Origin of the sequence: Pseudomonas avellanae BPIC 631, from assembly GCF_000444135.1 — a bacterium.
Taxonomy (GTDB): Bacteria; Pseudomonadota; Gammaproteobacteria; order Pseudomonadales; family Pseudomonadaceae; genus Aquipseudomonas; species Aquipseudomonas avellanae.
Genome location: NZ_ATDK01000576.1, coordinates 1 through 22,050 on the forward strand (window position 1 = coordinate 1; position 22,050 = coordinate 22,050).

Below are 22,050 nucleotides of genomic sequence, written 5' to 3' on the forward strand. Positions count from 1 at the left end.
CTTAAGTGAACAGCATTGCCCTTGTGGAGGCGTTTTTTTGCGCACTGATCGGCGTGCCGTCAGCGGCTCATCATGCTGGCTGCCTGCTCCGTGGCTTCGGTGGTTCTGGTGGCCAGCTTGCGCACCTCATCGGCCACAACCGCAAAGCCCCGCCCTGCCTCACCGGCGCGTGCCGCTTCAATGGCCGCATTGAGCGCCAGCAGGTTTGTCTGGCTGGCGATGCTCTGGATGGTGCCCACAATCTGGGTAAGCTGGGCGATGTTCTCTTCCAGGTTTTTCTGATGATGCGCTTCGGTTTCCCGGAGGGCATCTTGCTCATGCTTCAAATGCACATCCACCAACGCCCCCACCACCCTCAGCGGCGTGCCTTCCGGGGTCCGACGGGTCTGACCGCGTGCGCGAAACCAGCGGTACTCGCCGGTTTTCATCTTCAAACGGTATTCGATATCGAACGGCGTCTTGCCCGAGCGATCGTTCAAATGAGTACCGAAGGCCATCAGGCTTCGTTCCTTGTCTTCCGGGTGCAGCCGTGATGCCCAACTGTCCAGCACGTCAGGAAACTCTTCGACTGTTTCAAAACCCAGCAGACGTCTGAACTGCGGCGACCACCAGAAAGGGTTTCTGGCATTGACCGGATCACCCGCAATCACCTCCATGTCCCACAGACCGTCGGAGAGCATTTCGCGGGCGAGTTCAAAGCGGGTAATGATCACGTCATGCTCGAGGTCACGCTCAAGCTCATCGTGAATATCGCGAAGGGAGCCTGCGACACGCAAGGGCGTGCCACGGGCGTCTCGCAATGTTTCGCCCTGGGCGTAGAACCAGCGATACGTGCCGTTCTTCATGGCCAGACGATTCTTGACCCGATACGGCGTGTTACCCGAGCGATCGTTGAGGTGCTTGGCAAATGCGTCAAGCGTGGCCTGTTTGTCCTGCGGATGAAGCCGGTCTGCCCAACTGGCCAGCACGTTGGGAAAGTCTCGCTCGTCATTGAAGCCCAGAAGCGAACGCAGTTGCTGGGACCACCAGAATCGATTGTTCGGGTTGACCGGATCACCCGCAACCACCTCCATGTCCCAGAGGCCTTCACTGGAAGCGCGGTTGACCAGATCAAACCGTGTTTCGTAAGCAGTCGCCGACGCAGAAGCCTCGCCGAGAAGATGGCGGGCGGTTTCAAGCTCTTGCTCAAGCTCGGCAATACGCTGTTCATTCAGATGGCGCTGGCTGCTTAGCGAACTCCAGCATTCAAGTACGGTTTTTTCTTCTGCGCAGCCTCTTACAACCGGCTCGCCAGAACCGTTGAGCGAAGCAATAAGTTGGTGAAGGGCTTTTCTGTCGCGACGCGGGCGGAATAAATGGAACATACGGGGGACTCTCAAAATAAGTCAGATTTGCCGAGTCCCTGGCATGTCACTTCTTTATCGACATGCCGTGCGGTTTCTGTACGTCAGATTGCGATCAGGTAATAGCTCACACGTGGAGCGTCTTACGATAGTTGGGATTATCGCCGCGCCGCCTGCTCAGTATCGGACGCAGAGCGTCCAGACCGGCATGCCGACGCGGAGCGTCGCACGATAGTTGAGATTACCGTTCCCTACGCTCACCCCCGCGCCCCAAACCTGCGCAACACCACCACCCCCAACAACGCCGACAACACCGACCCGATCAATACGCCTACCTTGACCTCGTCCACCAGTGCCGGTGCGCCCGGGAAGGCCAGTGCGCCGATGAACAGGCTCATGGTGAAACCGATCCCGCACAGTGCCGCGACACCGTAAAGCTGACCCCAATTACTGCCGTCAGGCAAGCGAGCGAGACCGGCGCGGATGGCCAGAGCCGCAAGGGCGAAGATGCCGACCTGTTTGCCGATCAGCAACCCCAGCGCGACGCCCAGTGGCACCGGGTCTACCAGTTTGTCGACGGTGATGCCGGACAGTGACACGCCCGCATTGGCGAACCCGAAGATCGGTACCACGGCAAAAGCGACCCACGGGTGCAGTTTCTCTTCCAGATGCAGCAGCGGCGAGCTGGCTTCTTCATCAGGTTTGCCGAGCGGAATGCACAGCGCCAGTGCCACACCTGCAAGGGTGGCGTGGATGCCGGACTGGAGCATGAAAAACCACAGCAGCGCGCCGACGACCAGGTACGGCAACAGCTTTTTAACGCCCAGACGGTTCAGTGCCACGAGTACGGCGATGGAGCCCAGCGCCGCCAGCAGCATGGGGATGGACAGACCGCTGGTGTAGAACAGCGCGATGATCAATACCGCGCCAAGGTCATCGAGAATCGCCAAAGCCGACAGGAAGATTTTCAGGGACAGCGGCACGCGTTTGCCGAGCAGAGACAGCACGCCCAGGGCAAAGGCGATGTCGGTAGCCGCCGGGATGGCCCAGCCGCCGAGGGTGTCTGGCTGGCCCCAGTTGAATGCCACGTAGATCAACGCCGGCACCACCATGCCGCCCAGCGCCGCAAAGCCCGGCAAGGCGCGCTGGCTCCAGGACGCAAGCTGGCCTGCCAGCATTTCGCGTTTGATCTCAAGGCCCACCAGCATGAAGAAGATTGCCATCAGGCCGTCGTTGATCCAGTGCTCTACCGACATGCCGGCGAGCACGGTATGCAGCGCTGCAAAATAGATGTCAGCCAACGGCGAATTGGCGACGATCAGGGCAGCCAGCGCAGCCGCCATCAAAATCAGACCGCCAGCGGCTTCGGCGGCGAAAAAGCGCTTGATGAACGCCAGCGCGTTCGGGGATTCGGTACGGGGGGTGGGGTTGTGCATGAAGGGCTCCGCGGGGGTACAGCGCAAAAAGGCCGTAACCTTACCACTCGCAGAGCCTGTCGAAGCGCAGGTAAACCTGAGGATACAAATTAATGCGCACGCCATTCATCGCTCGAAGAATCAGGGCTCTGGCCAATCAGCAGAGAGCCCTGCCCACCTCACTTCTTGACGGTTTCTTCAAGGGTGAATCGGCCCAGCGGGTTCTGGCCGAAATGCTCGATGTTCTTGCGTGAAACACTGATGTAGGGACTGTAGTAGAGATCGATCCAGTTGACGTCGGCTTTGGCCATTTTCTGCAGATCGATGTACATCTGCTCACGCTTTTTGGGGTCCATTTCAACCCGCGCAGCAGCGACCAGTTCCTTGACCTTCTCGTTCTTGTAATGGGTCATGTAGTTGTTGTTGGTGTCATGACCGAGCACGAACGTGGTTTTCTGGTCCGGGTCGAGAATGTCGTTGGTCCAGTACATCACGGAAATATCGTAATCACCGTCGATCAGCATCTGCCAGCTCTGGCTCGGGTCGACCTTCTGCAGCGTGGTGGTCACGCCGACCTTGGCCAGTTGCTGCTGAAGCATGACCGAGATCTGCTCATCGACTTCGTTGCCCGCATTGACCACATAGTTGAGTTTCAGGTCCGAGGCACCGGCGTCAGCCAGCATTTTTTTGGCTTTGACCGGGTCGTACGGGCGTTGCAGGTTGTCGGCGTAGTGATACAGCGCTCCTTTGGGAATGTAGGAATTGGCCACCGTGCCCTGTCCGAACGTGGCGGCATCAATCAGCGATTTCTTGTCGATGGCCATGTCCAGTGCCTGGCGTACTTCAGGCTTGGCCAGCGCGCCGTGTTCGTGGTTGATCAACAGGTGATCTTCGCGGGTGGACGGGTCCAGATGCACCACCAGATCAGGGTTCTTCTTCAGGTTTTCGATCCGTGAGAAGGGCACCAGAATCGCGGCGTCCAGCTCGCCCTTCTGGACCATCAGTACGCGGGTGTTGTCATCCGGCACCGATATCCACTCGACGCCATCCAGGCTGACGTTCGGCGCCTCCCAGAAGTTGGGGTTCTTGGCCAGAATCACCCGGTCACCGCGCCGCCACTCTTTCACCGTGAAGGCGCCGGAGCTGACAGGCTTTTCGGCGTAAGCCTCTTCGCCCAGGGTTTTCATGGCCTTCTCGGAGAGGATCGAAACGTTGGGCAAGGCCAGTTGCGAGAGGAACGAGGCTGAAGGATTTTTCAGCGTGATGACCAGGGTATGCGGATCGGTCGCGACGACTTTGTCGATGATCTTGTAGGAATCGCTCCACAGCGAGCCTTTGTCATCGCGAATTCGCAGCAGGCTGAACACCGCGTCACTGGCGGTCAGCTCAGAACCATCGGAGAACTTTGCCTCACGCATCTTCAGCGTATAGGTCAGGCCATCAGGCGAGATCGACCAGCTTTCCGCCAGCCCCGGCAGCAGTTTGGTGCCTTTGTCGTCCACCCGGATGAGCACGTCGTAGACATTGGAAAATACCCAGTTGTCGATGTTCTGCGCGCTTTTGATCGGGTCGAAGGTGGTGCCGTCCTCACGACGGCCGATGGTCAGCACGCCCGCAGCTTCCGCCACACCCGCTGCCAGGGAACAGGCCGCCAACATGGCGACGGTCAGCATTTTCATTGGTCGAGCTTTCATACACATGAACTCCTTGCCGGTGTCGGGACAGATGTTGTTGTAGTTCGGATCAAAAAACGGGCGCATCGAGTACGCAGTCATAGCGTTGTTCACCGACATAGCGGGGCGGCGGCGCAACGCTTGAGCAGGTGGGCCTGGCAAAACGGCAGCGCGGATGAAACGCGCAGCCATCAGGCAAATTCAGGGGGCTTGGTGGCTCGCCCTGCAACGGTTCGCTGGGCAATGGGCGATCCGGATCAATCTCCGGGATCGCCTGGATCAGCGCAGCGGTGTAGGGATGGCGCGGCCTGAGAAAGACCACTTCGACCGGGCCTTCCTCAACGATCTTGCCCAGATACATCACCGCCACCCGGTCGCACAGCCGCCGCACAATGGCCAGGTCGTGAGCGATGAACAGAATCGCCAGGTTCATGCGCTCACGCAGTTCCAGCAGCAGGTTGATGATCTGCCCCTGAATCGACACGTCCAGCGCTGCCACGCATTCGTCGGCAATGATCAGCCGCGGCTCGATGGCCAGTGCGCGGGCAATGCCGACACGCTGACACTGCCCGCCGCTCAGGGCACCGGGCTTGCGTTCGGCAAACTCGGCGCGCAGGCCGACCATGTCGAGCAGCTCGATGACCCGCGCCGGAATGTCGGATGCCGCGACCTTGCGCTGCACTTTCAGCACCTCGGCCAGCGTGGCACCGACGGTCATGCGCGGGTTGAGCGAGGAAGACGGGTCCTGAAAGACCATCGCCGTTTCACTGCGCAGACGCTGCAGATTGATGCCGCTGCCCTGGGCCACGTCAACATCGTCGAAGACGATCTGCCCTGAGGTGATGTCGTTCAGGCGCAGAATGGCGCGGCCCAAGGTGCTCTTGCCGCTGCCCGACTCGCCGACCAGGCCCAGCGTTTCGCCCGCTGAAATGCTCAGTGACACCCCGTTGACGGCATGGACCCAGCGCTTGTTCAGGCCCATGAAACCCGAGCCGGGTGCCGCAAAGCGTACGACCAGATCGTTGACGTTCAACAGACTGGGGCCGCTCATGACGGTATTCCTTCGAAGACTGACGGTTGGCGAACGGCCAGCGGATAGTGACACGCCGCAGCGTGCGCAATGCCCATCGGGCGCATCAGCGGCAGCGTTTCGGCGCAGCCTTGGCCTGCATGGCCACAGCGCGCATGGAAGCGGCAACCGCTGGGCAGCGCGTCGAGCAACGGCGGCTGGCCGGGAATGGTGCGCAACAGGCCGCTGCCCGCACTGCTGGCGGGCTGGCACTCGATCAGGCCGTGTGTGTACGGGTGTCTGGCGCGGGCCAGCACATCGCGCTTGCTGCCGTGTTCGCACAGGCGACCGGCGTACATCACCGCGATGGAGTCGCAGGTTTGCGCCACCACGCCAAGGTCGTGGGTGATCATGATCAACGACAGCCCGTGACGATCGCGCAGGTCCAGCAGCAGACGCAGAATCTGCGCCTGCACGGTCACGTCCAGCGCAGTGGTCGGTTCGTCGGCGATCAATACCTGCGGGGCGCAGCCCAGGGCCACGGCAATCATCGCCCGCTGGCGCATGCCGCCGGAAAACTCATGGGGAAAGTTATCCACACGCGAAGCCGGATCAGGAATGCCGACCTGACGCAGCAGGTCAATCGCCTGCGCCCGCGCTTCGCGCTTCGATGAGCCTTGATGCAGCCGAAAACCTTCGGCGATCTGCTCGCCGATACGCATCAACGGGTCCAGATGGCTGCTGGGGTTCTGAAAAATCATGCCGATCCGGCGTCCGCGCATGGCGCGCATCCCGGCGGCATCGAGTTTCAGCAGGTCAACATCGTTGAGCAGCACCGAGCCGCCGCGCACCTGCAGGTCCGGCGACGGCATCAATTGCATCAGTGCCCGGCAGGCCATGGTCTTGCCGGAGCCGCTTTCGCCGACCAGCCCGAGAATCTCGCCCGGATGCAGGTCGAACGACAAGCGATCGACCAGCGTCACCTCACGGCCACGATGCTTGGCCACATTGCTGGCTACCACACTCATCTCGCTGACTTTCAGCACCGGCGCACTCATCGACGCTCTCCCAGTGTTTCGGCAACGCCGTCGGCCAGCAGGCTGAAACCCATGGCCAGTGTCACGATGGCCAGGCCCGGAAAGGTGCAGATCCACCAGGCCGAGGTCAAAAACGCCTGTCCCTCGGCAACCATCGTGCCACACTCGGCCAACGGCGGTTGCACGCCCAGGCCCAGGTAGCTGACCGACGCGCCACTGAGCAACACCAGCACCGCATCGGACATGGAAAACACAATCGAGCCGAACATCGCGTTGGGCAGCAGATGGCGAAACAGAATACGCAGGTGACCAAAGCCCAGGCTCTTGGCCGCCAGGGCGAAATCGCTTTCCTTGAGGACCAGAATCTGTGAGCGGATCAGCCGCGCATAAGACACCCAGCCCACCAGCGCCATGGCGATATAAAAGCTGCTAAGGCCCGGCCCGAGAATCGCGATGATCGCCAGCATCAACACCAGAAACGGGAACGCCAGAACGATGTCGATGAGGCGCATGCACAGGTTGTCAAACCGGCCACCGATATAGCCCGATAATGCCCCCACAAAGGTGCCGATCATGAACGGAAAGATCACCCCGATCACGCAGATCTGCAGGTCGACGCGCGCCGCCCAGATCACTCTGGACAGAATATCGCGGCCAAAATTGTCGGTGCCGAACGGGTGCGCGAGGTGTGGCGCGAGCAGGCGCAGCTCGGTGTTCTGATAAATAGGATCGTACGGTGCCAGCCAGGGCGCGAAGAGTGCCAGCAGCAGCCACAGGCCAAGCAGTGAGCCGCCCATCAGCATCGCCAGTCGGCCATTGCGCAAGCGCAGACGCAGTCGCGAACGCCACTGCGGACGAAGATGAGCCTGGGCGACGCTCATTTGATGCTCACCCGCGGGTCTATGGCGACCGTGGCCACATCGGCGAGGAAGTTGACGATCACCGTGGCACAGGCCAGCACCATCGCTACACCCTGCACCACCATGTAATCGCGACTGAAAATGCCGCGCACCAACAACTGGCCAATGCCGGGGATGGCAAACAGGCTTTCGATAACCACCGTGCCGCTGATCAACCAGCCGATATTGACTGCCAGCAGGTTGATCGAGGGCACCAGCGAGTTAGGCAGCACGTGCCGGCGAAACAGCGCGCCTTCACTGACCCCGCGTGCCCGTGCCGCCGTGACGTGATCGGCTTGCAGCTCCATGAGCATGCTGGCGCGCAGGTTGCGGACCAGCACGGCAGACAGCGCAAGGGCGATGGTCAGGCACGGCAGCACCATGTGATGCAGCTTGTCCAGCCAGTCGCTGCCGTAGCCCGACACCGGAAACCAGTCAAGCCGCACACTGAACAGCAGGATCAGCATGATGCCCAGCCAGAACGCCGGCATGCCCAGCCCGGTGGTGGTGAAAACGCGTATCAGGTTATCGCCCCAACTGCCTTTGTTGCGCGCAGCGACCGTCGCCAGTGGCACAGCAATGAGCAAGGCCAGCAGAACGCTGCCGATCACCAGAAACAAGGTCGGCTCCAGGCGTGTACCGATCAGCTTGAGCACGTCGATCTTGTAAAGCAGCGACTTGCCCATATCACCCTGAAACAGGTTTTTCATGAAGTACAGGTACTGCGTCCACATCGGCTGATCCAGGCCGTACTGGGCGCGGATATTGGCCAGTGCGTCCGGTGTGGAACGGGCACCCAGCAGAATACGCGCCGGATCACCGGGGATCGAACGCACCAGAATGAAGGTCACCAGGCTGATGCCGAACAGCACGGGCAGCAGTTGCAGCGGACGCTGGAGGATGAAGCGATAGCGACCCAGGTTCATCAGACGCCCCGATGCTGTGACAGAAGTTTCAGCAGAACCGGAAACAGACTGTGTAAAAACGTCACGAGCGAAGGCAAGACAAGGCAAAAACAGGCGAAAAAGCGGAGTCTAGGTGTTCTAAATGAGCATTTTTCGCCTGTTTTTAACGCAGTATTGCCAAGCGCAGTAGTTTTTCCACAGTCTGGAAAGTACGCCGCTGCCCTTTCCACGCAAAAGGGCAAGGCGAAGTTGTAGTCGAACATTCGCCATTCGTCGACTTTGATCGTTTTTTGCTCACCTGGCCCACTCTCATCCCTCATCACACTGCACCTTTGCGGCCATGGCTCATGGCATCAACCCTATCGTGCAGCGCGACGGCAGACATCTAGCAATTCTTATAGGTTTTACAGGACTGACAGCCGATTGGACGCAAGCGTGGCACTGTCCTTGCTAATTGCTATATTGAGACCCCAGATTGGTTCAATGACAAAGGAGGTCATGCCATGCATATCAGGTTGTCGGATTTCAATTCGCGTCTGCAATCGGCATCTACGCTGGATCAGCAAATGGATTGCGCCCTGCTGCTGGCATCGGATCTGGGATTCGATGCTGTGATTTACGACTACAGCCCGGTGCCCGTGTCCCATGATGGAGCACTGATCACCCCGTCGTTGCTGTCATTGCGCAACACGCCCGCCGACTGGCATGCGCTTTGGTGCAGTCAGGGTTATTACCAGATCGATCCGGTGCAACACCTGGCCGTCGCCAGCGTCTCGCCTTTCGTATGGTCCTATCAGCCCAGGGCCGAGACGGTGCTGCAAACCTTCATCACTGACATGCACAAGCCGGTGGTGCGTTATCTGCACGACTCACACATGACGTGTGGCGTGACCGTGCCCATTCACATGCCCAAGGGCGGCTTTGCGACCCTGACAGGCTTGTGTTCGGACAGCAGCGATGTGGCGCTGGAAGATGCCCGGCAGAGCCTGGCGGAATTCGGCTTGCTGGCTCATGCGTTTCAGGAAGTCGCTTTCCCACTGTTTGACCAGAAGATGCGCTCCTGCAACGCCATCAAGCTGACCCGGCGTGAACGCGAGTGCCTGAGCTGGTCGGCAGAAGGCCTGACGGCCAGAGAAATCGCCGATCAACTCAACCGTTCAGTCGCAACCATCACACTGCATCTGAATTCAGCCATGCAGAAACTGGGCGCCAAAAACCGTGTTCAGGCAGTGGTGCGAGCCGTTCACTACCGTTTACTCGACCACTGACCGGTTTATTGGCCAAAACCTATTACTTTCTATAGTTATAAGATGCCGCGCACAGCGCTATGGTGCCCCGAACTATCCAGCAGGGACCGGCGACATGGCAGACATGACGATCAAGGAAGGTTTAGCGCCTTTTGGCGACTATCAAACGTGGTATCGCATTACTGGCGACCTGCGTGGCGGCGGCACGCCGCTGGTCATCCTGCACGGCGGCCCTGGCTGTACCCATGATTACGTGGACTCGTTCAAGGACATCGCCAACACCGGTCGCGCGGTGATCCACTACGATCAACTGGGCAACGGAAAATCCACTCATCTGCCGCACATGGGCAGGGAGTTCTGGACAGTCGATCTGTTCCTGAGCGAGCTGGACAACCTGCTTGAGTATCTGGAGATCGCCGACGACTACGCGCTGCTGGGTCAATCCTGGGGTGGCATGCTGGCGTCGGAGCACGCCGTACTTCAGCCAACAGGCCTGAAAGCACTGATCATTGCCAACTCACCCGCAGACATGCACACGTGGGTCAGCGAAGCCAATCGCCTGCGCGAAGAGCTGCCCGACGACGTTAAGGCCACGTTGATCAAGCACGAAGAAGCAGGCACCTTGACTGACCCGGAGTACCTGACAGCGTCTCGGGTATTCTACGACCGCCATGTCTGCCGCATCACGCCGTGGCCAGTTGAGGTAGAACGTACATTCCACCAGATCGACGAAGATCCGACGGTGTATCGCGCGATGAACGGCCCCACCGAATTTCACGTTATCGGCACGATGAAAGACTGGAGCATTGTCGACCGCCTGCCGAAGATCAACGTCCCGACCCTGGTGATTTCAGGGTTTTACGACGAAGCCACTCCGCTTGTGGTTAAACCTTACGTCGATAACATCCCTGACGTTCGCGAGTCGATTTTCCAGGAATCCAGCCACATGCCGCATGTAGAAGAACGTATGGCATGCATGGGCTGCGTGGCAGGCTTTCTCGACGAGGTCGCGACCTCCGGCAAAGCGTCGCCAGACGTCAAAGCCCGTTTTGGATGATCAATGTCGCATCGTCGCACAGTAAGCGGGAATACTTTAGTTTCCCGCGATCAGCCTTTTCCAGCACTGTCACTGGAAACATAAATATTTGATATATCAGCTGCAACCCATTGATTTAAAACAACAAAAATGCAAAATGTCGCCCATCATGAAATAACCTTCATCGCAACCCGCTAAAGCTCTACCCACTTCGGCAGAGAAACAGATACTGGAAGGCACGTATTTACCTTCTGTCTGTTTTTGCCGCCGGAGGCAACCATGACTCTTAGATCTTTAAACATTTCGCGCCGGGCCTCCTTGTGCTTTGGCATCATCACCGTGCTGTTGATCGGCCTGGGAGGGTTTTCCTATGTGCAGATCGACCAACTGCGCACGGCCGAGCAGAACATCGAAGAGAACGCGTTGCCCAGCATTCAGGTCGTCGATGACATCCAGATCGCTCTGCTTCACGCCCGACTGGAAAGCATCAGAATGCTCGCCAGTACCGATCCCGCCGTGCACATCGCAGCGGAAGCCAAAGCTCGGGAAGCAATCGAGGCGCTTCGCTCAAGCAGCGAGTTCTATCGGAAAAATCTGATTTCAGGTGCAACCGATCTGGCGCAATTCGAAGACGCCAACAGCAAGATGGGGGCCTACATCGACGGTGTGAAACAGATCATCGCCATGGACAGTTCCGATCATGAAAAAGCCGTTTCCTTTGCGAACGCAGAGCAGGTTCAGCGGGCCACCGCCTATCAGGAAAAACTCACCACCCTGCGCGAGCAAAATGCCGAGGAAGCCGTAAGCTCCGGTAACGATGCCACAGCGGTTTATAACCACAGCGTCAACGTATTACTGACTGTTGTCATTGCAGCATCGCTGCTGACGGTGGTGCTGGCAATAGCCCTGACCCGCAGCATTGTCGATCCGATCAGCGTCTCGCTGAAGCTGGCAGAAGACATCGCCGCAGGCGACCTGACCCGGCAGTTGAGCGTTGTCGGCAGCGACGAAGCATCACGGCTGATGAACGCACTGAACACGATGTCGGGAAACCTGCGCAGCACCATTCACGAAATCTCTGGTGCCTCTGCGCAACTAAGCACCGCCGCTGTCGAGATGACCTCGATCACTGAAAGTGCGGACCGTACCTTGCAACAACAAAACAGCGAAATCGAACAGGCGGCCACCGCAGTAAACGAAATGAGTGCGGCGGTGGAAGAAGTTGCTCGTAACGCTACGTCCACGTCCGAGGCCGCCAGGCAGTCGAGCCTTTCCGCCGATCTGGGCAACCAGCGTGTGACTGAAACCCTGAGCGCCATGCAAAAGCTCACCGGGCTGGTCGAAGGCTCATCGGAGCAGGTCACGGCACTCGCCGGTCAGGCGCAGGACATCAGCAAAGTATTGAGCGTGATTCGTGGCATTGCAGAACAGACCAACCTGCTGGCGCTCAACGCCGCGATCGAAGCGGCCCGTGCCGGCGAACAGGGTCGCGGCTTTGCCGTGGTGGCGGACGAGGTGCGGGCACTGGCGCATCGCACGCAAACCTCCACGCAGGAAATCGAGCAGATGATTTCGGCGATTCAGGCCGGTTCGTCCGCGACCGTGGAGTCCATGCAAAAGAGCACGCTGGAAGTTCACAGCACGCGCAAGACGGCCGAAGGTGCGGGCGAGTCGCTGCGTCAGATCACCGATTCGGTGCTGGAGATCAACAACCGCAACCTGCAGATTGCCACGGCATCCGAACAACAGGCGCATGTGGCCCGTGACGTGGACCGCAGCCTGATCAGCATCCGTGACCTGGCCGTGCAGAGCAGTGAAGGTACTCGCCAGACGCTGCTGGCCAGTAACGAACTGTCGCAGTTGGCCGTCAACCTCAATGATCTGGTACTGCGCTTCAAGACGTGATTACCCAGCCTTGCGGAGGGAAGAAGGCTCTTTGAAAAGTGCGATTTTGCCAAGACATCTACCCTGAACAAGTTCATGAAAGTTGACAGATGCGTTTAACCCATTAAATAGTTACCCAGGGATAACGACGATAATTCATGTAAGCCGCGATCAGGTATGGCAGGATCAGTTCCTGCGCCAGATCGGCAGCGACAGGCGTACTGCCAAGGCTGCATCAGTGCTTTTATGACCAGGGTGACGCATTTTGAACAACAACCTGACTTCGGCAGAGCTCGCAGTCATTAGTGAGATCGAAGCCACTTCCAGCCTTCTCAGACTGGTAACCCGGCTGACCGGGCTGAGATTTGCGGCGATTGCGAAAGTAACCGAGAGCAGCTGGACCGCGTGCGCTGTTTATGACGAAATCCAGTTCGGACTGGAGGCAGGTCACCAGCTCAAGCTGGAAACCACGCTCTGCAACGAGTTGCGCCAGCACCGGCAACCCATTGTGATCAACGAACTGGCCACCGATCCGGTGTATGCCGAGCACCCTATTCCGAAACTTTACGGGTTTCAGAGCTATTTCTCGCTGCCGATCATTTTCCCCAACGGCGACTTCTTCGGCACGCTGTGCGGCCTGGACAAGCTGTCCAGGCAGCTCGACGACGCCGATACGCTCGACACCCTGAAAGGGTTCTGCACGCTGATTGCCAGCACGCTTTACGCGCACTACCAACTGCAGGAAATGCAGGAACTCACCGTTTAACCCGCACCACATTTCGGGGCGCACATGCCGCCCCATGACTCACCTGCGCGCCTCGCCCTCCCGATCCTCACATACGGCCTTCAACCCGTCCCCGTGCCAACCTCGTTAACTGCGCATTTCAGCGCCGCCATCGATTATGAAATATATTTTTACTACTTAACGACGAATGGCAAAACCTGAAAATCGCCGCAACTAAAGGGCCAAAGCCTTTGTTTGTAAGAGTTGCAAGACTGACTGCATTAAGAAATCAGCGTCTGCGGCCGATCACTCTGTATCTCGCGGCTGTAGTCGAAATCTTTTCGTCTGTTAAAGTGAGCTTCGTGATGTCAAAGAGGCATCGCCGTACGCCCATCGAGAATCTTTATGAACGCCAGTGCCCCCATTCCGCTGAATGAAACGCAACGTCTGCTGCGTATTCGGGAGCTGTGCGTGCTTGAAGACACCTCCGACGAGGTGTTCGACGAGATCGTCGCGATGACCGCCGATTTTTTCCAGACGCCCATTGCCCTGGTCTCGATCGTCGATGAGCATCGCCAGTGGTTCCGCGCCAGAGTGGGTCTCAGTGCGCGGGAGACACCGCGCAACGTATCGTTTTGCGCCTACACGATCCTCTCCGACACGCTGTTCGAGATCCCCGATGCGACGCTCGACGAGCGGTTCATGAACAACAGCCTGGTGACCGGCCACCCCGACATCCGCTATTACGCAGGTGCTCCGCTGATCACCGACGACGGCCTTGCCTTGGGCAGCCTGTGCGTAATCGACACCAAGCCGCGCGAGCCAATGAGCGAGCTTCAGACACAGATGCTCAAGCGTTTCGCCTCGCTGGTCATGAAGCGCATTGTCAGCCTGCGACTCAGTTGCTTCATCGACCAGCCTACCGGCCTGTTCAATCGCTCGCGCCTGGAGGAAGACATCCATGAAGCGCTGGCATCGAGCGTTGACTACCAACTGGTCGTTGCGGACATGATCACCTCCGCGTTCCTTAACGACATCGTCAAGGCGCTCGGTTACGACTTCTCCCAGGACCTGGTGACGGCGATCAAGGACCGCATGGAGAGCCTGCTGCCGCAGACCTGTTCGCTGTACAAGGTCGGGCCGACCCGTTTCGGCTTTCTGCTGGCAGGCGACCGTCCGCCTGAGCACCTGTTTCGCACCATCCTCGAAGACTTCGAGACGCCCGTGGAGTGCCACGGCATTCCGGTACTGATGCAGGTCGGGCTCGGGGTTGTGGACCTGAACCGCGATCCGAACGAAGAGCAGGACTGGATGCGCATGGTCATCAGCGCTGCCGACGACGCACGCGACCGCGACCTCGGCTGGGCGCCTTATGAGCCGCACTTCGATGCCGCCCAGCAACGCGCGTTCAAGCTGCTGAGTTCGTTGACCAGCGCCGTGCACTCGCATGATCAGTTGCGCCTGGTCTATCAACCGCGTATCGACCTGGAAACCGGTCTGTGCACGTCGGTGGAAGCCTTGCTGCGCTGGAATCACCCGACGCTCGGCCCCATCGGGCCTGCCGAGTTCGTGCCGCTGGCCGAGAAGACCGCACTGATGCGTCCGTTGAGCCTGTGGGTGTTGACGAGCGCCATTGAGCAGGCAGCTCGCTGGCAGCAACAGGGCTTCCATTTCCGTATCGCCATCAACGTGACCCCCGAGGACCTCACCGGCCCAGCGTTCACCGACCGGATGGTGCGGCTGTTGGGTCAGCACAAGATAGACCCCACGCGCTTCGAGCTGGAGTTCACCGAAGGCGCATTGATGCACAATCCTGCCGAAGTGCGTCATCAGCTGGAGCGCATGCGGCAGATGGGCATGGACGTGGCGATCGACGACTTCGGCACCGGCTACAGCAACTGGAATTACCTGCGGCAACTGCCCGCGACCACGGTCAAGCTCGACCAGTCGCTGATTCGTAACCTGGCGTCCGACAAGACCGATCAGCGTCTGGTCAAGGCGCTGATCGGGCTGGCCAAGAAGCTTGGCTATTGCGTGGTGGCCGAAGGCATCGAGACCGACGAAATTCGTCGGCTGGTCAAGCAGTGGGGCTGTGACGAAGGCCAGGGTTACCTGATTGCCAAGCCCATGGAAGCCGACGCCGTGCTGGGCTGGCTCGGCCCGGACCGACGCCTGCAAAGTGTGACAGAAGCGGCCGAAGCCGCCGTCATCCGCGATAAACGGTTATAACCTTAGATCACTTCTTCATAACCGTTTTGAACACAAGCCGTTATGCTGCCCGCCACTTTTTGCCTGATACGTTTGTTTGACAGGGTTGGTTATGGAAGCGGGTGGACTTGGGTTTGTAGTGGCGGGGCTGGTAGTCGGTTTTATCGTGGGCATGACCGGAGTCGGTGGCGGCTCACTGATGACGCCCATTCTTTTATGGTTCGGTATCAACCCGGCAACGGCAGTCGGCACCGACCTGCTGTATGCGGCAATCACCAAATCCGGCGGGGTTCTGGTACACCGCAAAAATGACAACATCGATTGGAAAGTCACCGGCCTGCTGACCCTGGGCAGCGTACCGGCAGTACTGCTGACGCTGTGGTTTCTGAGTACGCTGCATACCGCACCCGATGCGTTGAATGCGATCATCAAGCAAGCGTTGGGCTATGTGCTGTTGCTGACCGCTCTGGCCGTGCTGTTCAAGAAGAAGCTGCTGGCCTTCGCCCACGGTCGTGGCGACGGGCAATCGTTTTTCAGCGGCACCAGCCTGACGGTTTTGACTGTTATCACCGGACTGATCCTTGGCACCATGGTCGCGCTGACGTCGATTGGTGCCGGGGCATTGGGCACCGTGGCGCTATTCATTCTCTACCCGTTGTTGCCGACCCGCCGCCTGGTGGGTACGGAGATCGCACACGCCGTGCCCCTGACGCTGGTCGCAGGCCTGGGACACGCGAGCATGGGCAACATGAACTGGGAATTGCTCGGCTGGCTGTTGATGGGCTCGCTGCCAGGCATCTATCTGGGCAGCCACATGGCCGGCCGTGTCTCCGATGACCTGTTGCGGCCCTTCCTGGCCATCATGCTGGGCATGATCGGCTTCAAGCTGGCGTTCTGATCACCCTCCCCTCCATCAGCCTGTCACATTTATGCGTCAGGCTTCGTGCGTGCACACAGTCCTGAAAGCGCCAGCCGCAGGTGTTCTGCTGCGCATAGATCGCATTCATCGGGAATTGTAATTTTTTGTAGCTCAACACCGGTTTTCGGCGCAGGATTTCGTCCGTCTGCTTACGCGCCGATAACCCGGCACAGACTTACCCTCGCTGACAGGAGATGCCAACAATGCTTATCCGAATTGAAGAAGGTGTATACGGAGCTGATTGGGTTGTAAAACTGGATGATTACCCGGTCAAGTGCCGGAGCTGGCAGGAAGCCCGCGAGTTTGCAGATCGCATGAAATCCAGAATCGATGCTCCTCACTCATTGCCGCATCTGGCACGGCGCGCAGCCCCCGAACATAGCGCAAGTGCGATGGCCCGTTAAGCCCCTCCTGAATCAATAAAAACAGCGTTGTCACCTGGCTGGCGACGCCGTTTTATCCCCGCATCAAGTGTTTTCATCCATTAGAACAGTTCTCGTTTCCATCACATCCCTTTCACATCCTCTTCACGTCTGGATGGGTAAATTAGCCCTACTCCTTTGATGAATCCCATTTGGCCCACCCCGTTGTGGGCCATTTTTTTGCCTGCAGAAAAGTGATGCATTGCCGCCCGCGAACACAGGCCTGATTATTCGCTTTGCAGGTTTCTGGAAGTGGCCACGGTCACCGCCGGACTGCTCAATACGCCAAGACGGTCATTGCCCGTGCCGCTGGAGACGTTATTGCTCCAGCTCGCGGTCACGGTTGCCATCCAGCCCAGCATAAACAGCGCAATTGCCTGCAACATCCACTTTGTAATGATCGACATGGCTCTCTCCTTTTGGGCCTGGATAGCGAGTATGTAAACACCTCACCATTACAGAAGAATTGCAGAGATTTTTATTTTTGCCAGCCGATACTGCATCTTTGTGAACAAAGAGTCAGTGAGACAGCAACGGGTGATCAACAAGAGAAATACCCACACCGTCGGCGGGGTATTTCTGGAAGGCGGGGGTATCAGTATTTGGTGCTTTGCTGCTCAGGCTTGGCAGGCGTGTCTACATGACGCGGTCCAGCGACGACGAGCGCCAATACGCCCAGCACAGGCACAGCAACGATCACGATGATCCACATCAGCTTGTTGCTGGACTCTGTCTTGCTTTTGCGAACGCGCATGACTGCCCAAATGTCCGAAAGCACGACCAGAGCAGTCAGCAATGCGAACCACCACAAATGATTTTCCGATATCCAACCCATTTGAAATCTCCTGCACCTTCAACGAAGGCAGCCAGACCAGCCACCCTACAATAGAAGAGGCCAGGGAGCGGCCTAAAGTTCAGAGAATCTTTCGGAGTGTGCGCCTGATCGAGAGAGGACGCAGAGCGTCCGGAACGGCATACCGACGCAGGAGCGTCGGCACGATAGTGGTGTAAGCAATGAGCGCTCCAGCGCAGGAGTGCCTTTCGTGACGCTCCGCGCCTCAACCTGTCAGGTGATCGGTGCCGGGTTGAACAGGGTGATGTCGTTGTGCAAACGGTAGTGCTCGGTCCAGGTCTTTTTCTTGCCGCTGGCCACGTCCAGGTAGAAGTGAAACAGCTCCCAGCCCAGGTCTTCGATGCTCGCACGCCCGGTGGCGATGCGTCCGGCGTCGATATCGATCAGGTCAGGCCAGCGCTGGGCCAGTTCGGTGCGGGTCGAAACCTTCACCACCGGCGCCATCGCCAGACCATACGGCGTGCCGCGCCCGGTGGTAAACACGTGCAGGTTCATCCCGGCGGCCAGTTGCAGCGTGCCGCAGACAAAGTCACTGGCGGGCGTTGCGCAGAAGATCAACCCTTTGCCGCTGACCCGCTCGCCAGGGCCAAGCACGCCATTGATGGCGCTGCTGCCGGACTTGACGATCGATCCGAGGGACTTCTCGACAATGTTCGACAACCCGCCCTTCTTGTTGCCCGGCGTGGTGTTGGCGCTGCGATCCGCTTCACCTTTGGCCAGGTAACGGTCGTACCAGTCCATCTCCCGAACCAGCGCCTGCGCGACGTCCTGATCCTGCGCGCGGGAGGTCAGCAGGTAAATGGCATCGCGTACTTCGGTCACTTCGGAAAACATCACCGTCGCACCGGCACGCAACAGCAGATCCGAGGCGTAACCCAGCGCCGGATTGGCGGTAATGCCGGAAAACGCATCACTGCCGCCGCATTGCATGCCAAGGATCAGCTCGGAAGCCGGAACCGTTTCGCGACGACGCATATCCAGTTTTTTCAGGCGTGTCTCGGCCAGTTCCATGATCTGCTCGATCATTTCATTGAAGCCGTGGCTGGAATCCTGAAGCCGATACAACCACGGCTCGCCCAGGTCCACCGAGCTGTCGTCCTCATGCATGACCTGCCCGGCCTGCAATTTTTCGCAGCCCAGGCCGATCACCAGCGCCTCGCCACCCAGGTTCGGGTTGCGCGCCAGATTGCGCACGGTACGGATCGGGATGTAAGCGTCGGTGGCGGTAATGGCCACGCCGCAGCCGTAGCTGTGGGTCAGGGCCACCACGTCATCGACGTTAGGGTATTTGGGCAGCAGTTCGTCACGAATGCGCTTGACTGCATGGTCCAGCACGCCGGTCACGCACTGCACGGTGGTGGTGATCCCCAGAATGTTGCGGGTGCCCACCGTACCGTCGGCGTTGCGGTAGCCCTCGAAGGTGTAACCCTCCAGCGGTGCCTGTTTCTCGGGCACCGCATCGGACATCGGCAAGCTGTCGAGCGCAGGCGCAGACGGCATGCGTAACTGGTCTTCCCTGACCCAACTGCCACGCGGTATTGGCTGCAGCGCGTAACCGATGGTGTGGCCATAACGAATAATGGCCTCGCCCACGGCCAGGTCAACGGTACTGACCTTGTGGCTCTGCGGCACGTTATCGACCGTCACCAGGCCGTTGTCGAATTCGGTTCCGGCCGGCACACCCTGGTCGTTGACCACGACCACGACGTTATCCAGCGGGTGCAGCCGGATGTAGCGCGGAGAGTCGGCATGTTGAATCAGGTTCATCACGGTTTCCTCAGGATTTTGCTTCGGAAAGGTCGCTGACTGAGTCGTTCAGCAATGGCCCCTTGGCAGGCGGCTCTTTCAATTCCACACGCTTGATTTCACCTACAATGAAAATGTAACTGATCACTGCCAGCAGCGCATTGGCGCCCACGAACACCAGTGCCCATTTGAACGAGCCGGTGCTGCTGATGATGTAACCAATCACGATCGGGGTGGTGATCGATGCAACGTTACCGAAGGTGTTGAACAGGCCGCCACTCAAACCGGCGATCTGCTTGGGCGAAACATCGGACATCACAGCCCAGCCCAGTGCGCCTACGCCTTTGCCGAAGAATGCCAGGGCCATGAAGCCCACGACCACCCATTCCACGTCCACATAGTTGCAGGTCACGATCGAGGTCGAGAGCAGCAGGCCGCCGATGATCGGTGCCTTGCGGGCGAAGGTCAGCGAATGGCCTTTGCGCAGCAAGTAGTCGGAAATGACCCCGCCCAGTACACCACCGATGAAGCCGCAAATGGCTGGCAGGGAAGCGATGATGCCAGCCTTGAGGATGGTCATGCCGCGTTCCTGAACCAGGTACACCGGGAACCAGGTCAGGAAGAAGTAGGTAATACCGTTGATGCAGTACTGGCTCAGGTAAATGCCGAGCATCATGCGGTTGGTCAGCAACTGGCGAATGTAGTCCCACTTCGGCCCGCTGCTGGCAGCTTTTTCCTTGCCTTTGCCCTTGTCCTGATCCAGATCGACCAGCGCACCATTGCTGGAGATGTGCTCGAACTCGGCCTCGTTGATCATCGGGTGATTGCGCGGCCCATAAATGACCTTCATCCAGATCATCGAGAACACAATACCGAACGCGCCCATCACGACGAACACATGCTGCCAGCCGTAGGTGTAAACGATCCAGCCCATCAGCGGCGCGAACAGCACGGTGGCAAAGTATTGCGCCGAGTTGAAGATCGCCGACGCGGTACCGCGTTCAGCGGTCGGAAACCAGGCGGCCACAATGCGGGCGTTACCCGGGAAGGAAGGCGCTTCGGCCAGCCCGACAAGAAAGCGCAGCATGAACAGCGCAACGATCGCCGTGGAGACACCAAACTCGCCCACATAGCCTTGCAGCAAGGTGAACAGCGACCAGGTGAAAATGCTCATGGCGTAGACTTTTTTCGACCCGAACCGGTCGAGCAGCCAGCCACCGGGAATCTGACCGGCCACGTAGGCCCAGCCGAATGCAGAGAAGATATAACCCAGAGTGACAGCAGTGATGCCAAGGTCTTTCTGGATGCTGGAACCAGCGATTGCGATGGTGGCACGGTCGGCATAGTTGATCGTGGTGACCAGAAACAGCATCAACAGAATCAAATAGCGGACGTGCATCGGCTTGGACTTTTGCATGGTAGAGCTCCCACTGATTATTTTTTTACGCGGGTAAAGCTGTTTTTTGGGTGTTGCGTTACAGGCCCCTTGGCAGCGTCGCGGCGACGACATCTGCCACCTGTAAGGGTCATGCAATCCAACGACAAAGCCGCTGATCGCTCAGCGGCTCTAGCGCCAGAAGTGTTACTGCTTGCCTTGCTTGTCCATCAGTGCGGCGAGCATGTCGCACTCGTCCGGGGTCAGGTCAGTCAGTGGAGCGCGAACCGGGCCTGCATCGTAGCCAGCGATTTTTGCACCGGCCTTGACGATGCTCACGGCATAGCCGGCTTTGCGGTTACGGATTTCCAGATAAGGCAGGAAGAAATCGTCGATGTACTTGCCAACCGCCTCATGATCGTCACGGGCAATGGCGTGGTAGAAGTCCATCGCCAGTTTCGGCACAAAGTTGAATACCGCAGACGAGTAGACCGGCACGCCCAGCGCCTTGTAGGCAGCGGCGTAGACTTCGGCAGTCGGCAGGCCGCCCAGGTACGAAAAGCGATCACCGAGGCGGCGGCGGATCGAAACCATCAGTTCGATATCGCCCAGGCCATCCTTGTAACCGATCAGGTTCGGGCAACGCTCGGCCAGTTGTTCCAGCAGGGTTGGCGTCAGGCGGCAAACGTTACGGTTGTAGACAACCACGCCGATCTTGACCGACTTGCAGACGGCTTCAACATGGGCGGCAACGCCGTCCTGGCTGGCTTCGGTCAGGTAGTGTGGCAGCAGCAACAGGCCTTTGGCACCCAGGCGCTCGGCTTCCTGAGCGTACTCGATGGCCTGACGGGTCGCACCGCCTACACCGGCCAGAATCGGCACGCTGGTGGCGCAGGTATCAACAGCAGTCTTGATGATTTCGGAGTATTCGCTGGCTGCCAGGGAGAAGAACTCACCTGTACCGCCGGCAGCGAACAGAGCGCTTGCGCCATACGGGGCCAGCCACTCGAGGCGTTTGATGTAGCCCGCGCGATGGAAATCGCCCTGAGCATTGAAATCGGTAACCGGGAAAGACAGCAGACCGGAAGAGAGGATGGACTTCAGTTCTTGTGGATTCATTATTCGAACACCCTGGAGGACATAATTGTTAGAAGATCACCGGGTCAGTACCGATGTCGTAAGTCATCGTACAACTGATAATAGAATCACTCAACAGGGATTTCGGGTTTTTTCAGGGGGAGGGAACGGGGCAGGTTTTGACTCCTGCGATGCAGCGTAGATTTGTGACGCAGAGCGTCACGAAAGGCATGACCACGCTGGAGCGTGCGCAACGATTATCTCAACTATCGTGCGAC

At 58.6% G+C, this 22,050-nt stretch carries 18 protein-coding genes and 3 pseudogenes; 8 read left to right on the forward strand and 13 right to left on the reverse strand.

The window, feature by feature from the left end:
• Window positions 1–65: 65 nt before the first annotated feature.
• The 8 genes and pseudogenes from DW49_RS1000000134455 to DW49_RS0126905 form a co-directional block, all read right to left on the reverse strand.
• Window positions 66–272: pseudogene (locus DW49_RS1000000134455) on the reverse strand (methyl-accepting chemotaxis protein); the annotation flags it as partial.
• A gap of 81 nt (window positions 273–353) precedes the next feature.
• Window positions 354–1,364, reverse strand: a pseudogene (locus tag DW49_RS1000000133980) (PAS domain-containing protein); the annotation flags it as partial.
• Between the two features lie 236 nt (window positions 1,365–1,600).
• Window positions 1,601–2,779 (reverse strand): Na+/H+ antiporter NhaA, encoded by a 1,179-nt coding sequence (gene nhaA / locus DW49_RS0126880; protein ID WP_024420698.1) that lies wholly within the window; start codon window positions 2,777–2,779, stop codon window positions 1,601–1,603.
• Window positions 2,780–2,937: 158 nt separating this feature from the next.
• A complete protein-coding gene (locus DW49_RS0126885) occupies window positions 2,938–4,452 on the reverse strand; it encodes an ABC transporter substrate-binding protein (RefSeq protein WP_020312005.1) in 1,515 nt (504 codons plus the stop codon).
• Between the two features lie 49 nt (window positions 4,453–4,501).
• Window positions 4,502–5,482 carry an ABC transporter ATP-binding protein gene (locus DW49_RS0126890; RefSeq protein WP_005620453.1) on the reverse strand — a complete coding sequence of 327 codons (981 nt, stop codon included), beginning with the start codon at window positions 5,480–5,482 and terminating at the stop codon, window positions 4,502–4,504.
• Window positions 5,479–6,498, reverse strand: coding sequence for an ABC transporter ATP-binding protein (locus tag DW49_RS0126895; RefSeq protein WP_024420697.1), 1,020 nt, complete (start codon window positions 6,496–6,498; stop codon window positions 5,479–5,481). The genes DW49_RS0126890 and DW49_RS0126895 overlap by 4 nt, the downstream gene beginning before the upstream one ends.
• Window positions 6,495–7,358: an ABC transporter permease gene (locus DW49_RS0126900; protein ID WP_005620457.1), complete on the reverse strand. Its 864-nt coding sequence runs from the start codon at window positions 7,356–7,358 to the stop codon at window positions 6,495–6,497. Before DW49_RS0126900 ends, DW49_RS0126895 begins: the two co-directional genes overlap by 4 nt.
• Complete coding sequence (locus tag DW49_RS0126905) at window positions 7,355–8,302, reverse strand: ABC transporter permease (RefSeq protein ID WP_003379647.1); 948 nt, start codon at window positions 8,300–8,302, stop codon at window positions 7,355–7,357. The genes DW49_RS0126900 and DW49_RS0126905 overlap by 4 nt, the downstream gene beginning before the upstream one ends.
• Window positions 8,303–8,784: 482 nt before the next feature.
• On the opposite strand from DW49_RS0126905, the gene DW49_RS0126915 reads away from it, so the two are divergent.
• The 8 genes and pseudogenes from DW49_RS0126915 to DW49_RS1000000133885 all read left to right on the forward strand — a co-directional run bounded on the left by DW49_RS0126915 (window position 8,785) and on the right by DW49_RS1000000133885 (window position 16,703).
• Window positions 8,785–9,549: a LuxR family transcriptional regulator gene (locus DW49_RS0126915; RefSeq protein WP_005620458.1), complete on the forward strand. Its 765-nt coding sequence runs from the start codon at window positions 8,785–8,787 to the stop codon at window positions 9,547–9,549.
• Between the two features lie 94 nt (window positions 9,550–9,643).
• The gene (locus DW49_RS0126920; RefSeq protein ID WP_024420696.1) at window positions 9,644–10,585 is read left to right on the forward strand and encodes a proline iminopeptidase-family hydrolase; all 942 of its coding nucleotides are present in this window, start codon (window positions 9,644–9,646) and stop codon (window positions 10,583–10,585) included.
• A 258-nt stretch (window positions 10,586–10,843) separates the two neighbouring features.
• Window positions 10,844–11,611: pseudogene (locus DW49_RS1000000134460) on the forward strand (MCP four helix bundle domain-containing protein); the annotation flags it as partial.
• Window positions 11,612–11,680: 69 nt separating this feature from the next.
• Window positions 11,681–12,469: a methyl-accepting chemotaxis protein gene (locus DW49_RS1000000134465; RefSeq protein WP_375233972.1), complete on the forward strand. Its 789-nt coding sequence runs from the start codon at window positions 11,681–11,683 to the stop codon at window positions 12,467–12,469.
• Window positions 12,470–12,713: 244 nt separating this feature from the next.
• Entirely contained in the window at window positions 12,714–13,214 is a 501-nt protein-coding gene (locus DW49_RS0126930; RefSeq protein WP_005620462.1) for a GAF domain-containing protein, read from the forward strand.
• Window positions 13,215–13,577: 363 nt separating this feature from the next.
• Window positions 13,578–15,401 (forward strand): sensor domain-containing phosphodiesterase, encoded by a 1,824-nt coding sequence (locus DW49_RS0126935; RefSeq protein ID WP_024420693.1) that lies wholly within the window; start codon window positions 13,578–13,580, stop codon window positions 15,399–15,401.
• A gap of 91 nt (window positions 15,402–15,492) precedes the next feature.
• Entirely contained in the window at window positions 15,493–16,278 is a 786-nt protein-coding gene (locus DW49_RS0126940) for a sulfite exporter TauE/SafE family protein (protein WP_010202097.1), read from the forward strand.
• Between the two features lie 224 nt (window positions 16,279–16,502).
• Window positions 16,503–16,703, forward strand: a complete 201-nt coding sequence (locus DW49_RS1000000133885) for a hypothetical protein (RefSeq protein ID WP_005620467.1) — start codon at window positions 16,503–16,505, stop codon at window positions 16,701–16,703.
• A gap of 245 nt (window positions 16,704–16,948) precedes the next feature.
• Here the strand turns inward: DW49_RS1000000133885 and DW49_RS0126945 are convergent, their stop codons facing one another.
• The 5 genes from DW49_RS0126945 to kdgD all read right to left on the reverse strand — a co-directional run bounded on the left by DW49_RS0126945 (window position 16,949) and on the right by kdgD (window position 21,814).
• The gene (locus DW49_RS0126945) at window positions 16,949–17,128 is read right to left on the reverse strand and encodes a hypothetical protein (protein ID WP_024420692.1); all 180 of its coding nucleotides are present in this window, start codon (window positions 17,126–17,128) and stop codon (window positions 16,949–16,951) included.
• Window positions 17,129–17,316: 188 nt separating this feature from the next.
• On the reverse strand, window positions 17,317–17,556 hold the full coding sequence (locus tag DW49_RS0126950) for a PLD nuclease N-terminal domain-containing protein (protein ID WP_005620469.1): 240 nt from the start codon (window positions 17,554–17,556) through the stop codon (window positions 17,317–17,319).
• Between the two features lie 231 nt (window positions 17,557–17,787).
• On the reverse strand, window positions 17,788–19,341 hold the full coding sequence (garD, locus tag DW49_RS0126955) for a galactarate dehydratase (RefSeq protein WP_005620471.1): 1,554 nt from the start codon (window positions 19,339–19,341) through the stop codon (window positions 17,788–17,790).
• Between the two features lie 10 nt (window positions 19,342–19,351).
• Entirely contained in the window at window positions 19,352–20,737 is a 1,386-nt protein-coding gene (locus DW49_RS0126960; RefSeq protein WP_005620475.1) for an MFS transporter, read from the reverse strand.
• A 165-nt stretch (window positions 20,738–20,902) separates the two neighbouring features.
• Window positions 20,903–21,814: a 5-dehydro-4-deoxyglucarate dehydratase gene (gene kdgD / locus DW49_RS0126965; RefSeq protein ID WP_005620479.1), complete on the reverse strand. Its 912-nt coding sequence runs from the start codon at window positions 21,812–21,814 to the stop codon at window positions 20,903–20,905.
• Window positions 21,815–22,050: the final 236 nt, after the last annotated feature.